Below are 4,493 nucleotides of genomic sequence, written 5' to 3' on the forward strand. Positions count from 1 at the left end.
CCTGGCCGGGCTGCAGGGCATATCCGCCAGCTATTACGAAGCGGCACAGATTGACGGCGCCAGCAAATGGCAGCAGTTTGTCAATATAACCGTTCCGCTGCTGTCTCCGACGACCTTTTTCGTGACGATTATGACGATCATCGGTTCGTTTCAGGTGTTCGACCAGTCGTTCGTCATGACCTCCGGCGGGCCCGCGAAAGCGAGCTATACGATCGTGTTTCACATTTACGATACGGCGTTCGTGGACTTTACGTTCGGAAAAAGCACGGCGACCGCAGTCATTTTGTTCATCATGATCTTGGCGCTGACGCTGTTCCAAATGAAAATGTCCAAACGCTGGGTCCATTACGAGGACTAGAATCGACCGGATAAGGAGGAGAACGCATGCAGACCAGAGGACTACGTTTGTCCACCGTCCTGCTTCACATTATATTGCTGATCGGCGCGTGCATTATGGCACTGCCGTTTGTATGGATGCTGCTCAGCTCGCTCAAGGATCTGTCCCAAGTTTTTATCGTGCCGCCCAAATGGATTCCCGATCCGTTCGTGTGGTCCAATTTCAAAACCTCGTTAACGGCTTTGCCCTTCGGAAGGGCGTATTTCAACAGCTTCTATATCAACATCATCGTCGTTGCTTCGCAGCTGTTCACCTGCTCGATGGCGGCTTACGCGTTTGCCAAGATCCGCTTTCCTTTCCGGGAGCCCCTCTTCGTCCTGTTTCTGGCGACGATGATGGTGCCGGGGCAAGTCACGATCATTCCCCTGTATTTGATGATGAAAAGCATCGGCTGGCTCGACTCGCATTTGTCGATCATTGTGCCCGCCGCGCTGTTTAACGCCTTCGGCGTGTTTCTGCTGCGCCAGTTTTTCAGAGGCATTCCGAAGGAGATGGAGGAGGCCGCCATCGTGGACGGCGCCAACCGCTGGACGATTTATGCGCGGATCATGCTGCCCCTGGTGAAGCCGGCTTTGTCGGCGCTCGGCATTTTCACGTTCCTCGGCATGTGGAACAGCTTCTTCTATCCGCTCATTTTCCTGAACACTCCCGAAAAATTCACCGTCCCGATGATGCTGAACCTGTACCGCGGCATGTATTCCACGGACTGGACGCTCATGATGGCCGGCGCCTCGATTGCGCTGATTCCGGTGCTGATTGTGTATATTATCGGTCAACGGTATATCATCGAGGGCGTAACGCTGTCCGGAATCAAGGGATAAAGGGTTGTGTCTATGTTTGGAGATAAGAAAGTATTAACTTCCCAGGCAAACATCCTTATCTCGCAAGAAAAACTTCCGCTAAACCGGTATGTCTTCTTATAAAGTACGTCGATAAACGTGTTTGTTAGCAAGTCGCTGCAGCGTGGCCAAATTTCTTTGGCCAGGCTGTTTTTCTTTGTAGACGTAAGCTGCCAAAAAGGCGGGGTGACCGAGCGCCAAGGAAATGGGGATAGCGGTATGGGGGAACGGTTGAAGGGGGAGGACGATGATTATGGAAATATAGGCAAGCCGCTCATTTCGCGGGGGAAATATGATACTCTATACTTTAGTTCAATCTATCTGGTGAAGAAAATTCACTTTATAAAGGCCATGCATCGGAGCAGGGAACACAGAGGGGGAACAAGATAGAACTTATGAATAAACGTTCACATACGGATGCGAAGGCAGGCGGCTCTGCGGCCGCAGCTGCTTCCGGACCGGGTGCGAACCGGGTCTGGATGATTATTGTGCTGGGGGCGCTGTCGGCCTTCGGTCCGTTTTCACTTGATATGTATTTGCCGTCTTTGCCGGAAATGGCCAAGTCGATGCACACGACGGCCTCGCTGACCCAGCTCAGCTTGACGTCCTGCCTCATCGGGCTTGCGGTAGGCCAGCTGCTGGCGGGGCCAATCAGCGATGTGAGGGGACGCCGCACGCCGCTAATGATCGGGATGGTGGTTTACGGGGTTTCGTCGCTGCTGTGCGCCTTCAGCCCGTCGATTGAGCTGCTGATTCTGCTCCGGTTTATCCAGGGCATTGCCGGCTCAGCGGGCATTGTCATTTCGAGGGCGATCGTCCGGGACATGTACTCCGGGAGCGAGCTGACCAAGTTTTTCTCCATGCTGATGCTGGTGAATGGGGCGGCGCCGATTCTGTCGCCGATCCTGGGCGGGCAGCTGCTTCAGGTGACTTCGTGGCGCGGCGTATTTATCGTGCTGACCGCCATCGGGGTCGCCATGCTGCTGGCCGTCATGCTCGGGCTGCCGGAAACGCTGGCGCCCGGCAACCGCTCCGGCGGCGGGACGCTGGGCACGGTGAAGACGTTCGGCAAGCTGCTGCGCGACGGCAAGTTCATGGGCCTGGCGCTCAGCTCAGGCTTCATATCAGCCGCGATGTTTGCCTACATTTCCGGCTCGCCGTTCGTGCTGCAGGAAATCTACGGGGTATCCCCGCAAATGTTCAGCGTGATCTTCGCCACGAACGGACTCGGGATCATTATCGCGGGGCAGATCACCGGCCGCTTGGCCGGACGCGTCAGCGAGAGGAAGCTGCTCGTGACCGGCATTACCCTGGCGACGATCGGCGGCGTGCTGCTGCTGATCCTGCTCGCCGCCGGGGCAGGCCTTGCGGCGATCCTGCCGCCGCTGTTCGTGGTCGTATCCTGCGTCGGCATCGTCGGAACCGCAGGTTCCTCGCTGGCTCTGCAGGATTACGGCCGCTCGGCAGGCAGCGCCTCGGCGCTGCTTGGGCTGCTCTCCTACATCTTCGGTGGGATCGTCAGCCCGCTCGTGGGCATCGGAGGCAGTACCTCGGCCCTGCCGATGGGCATCGTCATCGCCTGCGCGGACGTCGGCGCCGTGCTGTGCTACGTGCTGCTGGTGCGCCGGCACCTTAGACAGGCGTCACGCTCATCCGCGCACCCCTTGAGACCATCCTTCTGCCTCAGGGATGAGCTGGTGTTTTCCCGAAAAACTGCGGCAAGTATTCTTTGTTGGCCTCCAGCATCTCATCCAGCATCTTGATGGCTACTTCGACCGACGGCACAAGCGGGTGATGGGCCAGCGCTTGGATCGCCAGCCCGCGGTCACCGGTGACCGCAGCGTCGATGGCGAGCTGCTCATAGGTTTTGACGGCCTGAATCAGGCCGACGGCCATCCGCGGGATGCGCGTCACAGGCAGCGGGAGGGGCCCGTTCTTCGTTACGACGCAGTTGACCTCAATGCTGGCGTCCTCGGGCAGGAACGGCAGCGTCCCGCGGTTGGCCACGTTCAGCGTCTGGATGTCATTGGTGCCGTTATAGAGCGACCGCATCAGGTTGACGGCGGCTTCGGAGTAGAAGGCGCCGCCGCGCTGCTCCAGCTGCTTCGGCTTCTCTTTCAGATCCGGGTCGCTGTAGAGCTCGAACAGCTCCTCTTCGACCCGCTTCACGACCTCGGCGCGGTTGATGCCCTGATGGAAGGACTCGAGCTGTTCCTTCAGCATCGCATCCGTCATGTAAAAATATTTTAAATAATAGGAAGGCAGGGCGCGCAGCGACTGCAGAAACTCGGGATTCCATTCGCGGGCCGGCACGTTCGAAGCGCTGTAGCCGGCGGTATCGGCGAGCAGTTCATCGAGTTTGTCTTCGCCCTCGACATCGACGCGGGTGACCCAGTGAAGATGATTCAGACCCACAAACTCAGCGTAGACCCGGTCAGGAGCGACCTGGTATTTGGCGGAAGTTTGCTTGATCAGGCCGATGGGCGCGTTGCATAACCCGATGCTGCGGACGTTGGAATACTTCAGGATGGCCTCGGTGACCATGCCGGCCGGGTTGGTAAAGTTAAGCAGCCAGGCGTTTGGCGCCAGCTCCTCCATATCCCGGCAAATATCGAGCAGGACCGGGATCGTGCGCAGCGCCTTCATCATGCCGCCGGGGCCGGTCGTTTCCTGACCGATGACCCCGTACTTGAGCGGAATCGATTCGTCGCGTCCCCGGGCATCCAGCATGCCTACGCGCATTTGGGTGCTGACGAAGTCGGCGCCTTCTATCGCTTTGCGGCGGTCGGTGGTCAGATGCACTTCAATCGGCAGTCCGGACTTCTCGACCATCCGCTTCGCCAGGCTGCCGACAATGTTCAGCTTCCGGAGACCTGGCTCGATATCGACGAGCCACAGCTCGCGGACCGGAAGCTCACGGTGATGCAGGATAAACCCTTCCACCAGCTCCGGCGTATACGAGGAGCCCCCGCCGATCACTGCTATTTTCAACCCCTGTTTTGAAGTCATGATCCTTCACTCCTATCGGGTAGTTTGGTGAATATGCTCAAAATCGCGGAACAGCCGCATCTGCTCATAGACCTGTTCCGGAATCGTTAGACCGTCCGCCTCCATGGCCGCCCACACGGCGCCGACGACCGGCTCCGTCGCGAGCGTCACGACCGAGGCCGTTGGAGCAACGGCTCGAACGGCCTGCTCTATCGGGCCGCGGATCCAACCGCGGTCACCCCGCGTCAGCAGGCTGCCGGCAAGCACCA

At 58.4% G+C, this 4,493-nt stretch carries 3 protein-coding genes and 2 pseudogenes; 3 read left to right on the plus strand and 2 right to left on the minus strand.

Annotated elements, in window-relative coordinates; genetic code table 11:
• The 3 genes and pseudogenes from CPT76_RS28120 to CPT76_RS28130 all read left to right on the plus strand — a co-directional run.
• Nucleotides 1-358: carbohydrate ABC transporter permease (locus CPT76_RS28120; protein WP_146116451.1), on the plus strand; the 358-nt coding region annotated here is incomplete at its 5' end.
• Nucleotides 359-384: 26 nt separating this feature from the next.
• Nucleotides 385-1,218 carry a carbohydrate ABC transporter permease gene (locus CPT76_RS28125; RefSeq protein ID WP_076173020.1) on the plus strand — a complete coding sequence of 278 codons (834 nt, stop codon included), beginning with the start codon at nucleotides 385-387 and terminating at the stop codon, nucleotides 1,216-1,218.
• A gap of 497 nt (nucleotides 1,219-1,715) precedes the next feature.
• Nucleotides 1,716-2,876: pseudogene (locus CPT76_RS28130) on the plus strand (multidrug effflux MFS transporter); the annotation flags it as partial.
• Between the two features lie 43 nt (nucleotides 2,877-2,919).
• Here CPT76_RS28130 and CPT76_RS28135 read toward each other — a convergent pair.
• Together CPT76_RS28135 and CPT76_RS37920 are read right to left on the minus strand one after the other, a co-directional pair.
• On the minus strand, nucleotides 2,920-4,245 hold the full coding sequence (locus CPT76_RS28135; protein ID WP_105445228.1) for a 6-phospho-beta-glucosidase: 1,326 nt from the start codon (nucleotides 4,243-4,245) through the stop codon (nucleotides 2,920-2,922).
• Nucleotides 4,246-4,257: 12 nt separating this feature from the next.
• Nucleotides 4,258-4,493: pseudogene (locus CPT76_RS37920) on the minus strand (N-acetylglucosamine kinase); the annotation flags it as partial.

Source organism: Paenibacillus sp. AR247, assembly GCF_002968895.1.
Taxonomy (GTDB): Bacteria; Bacillota; Bacilli; order Paenibacillales; family Paenibacillaceae; genus Paenibacillus_AQ; species Paenibacillus_AQ favisporus.

Excerpts from the sequence above, each read along its gene's own strand:
- CPT76_RS28125 (WP_076173020.1), top strand. The coding sequence starts at position 385 with ATGCAGACCAGAGGACTACGTTTGTCCACCGTCCTGCTTCACATTATA.
- CPT76_RS28135 (WP_105445228.1), bottom strand. The coding sequence starts at position 4,245 with ATGACTTCAAAACAGGGGTTGAAAATAGCAGTGATCGGCGGGGGCTCC.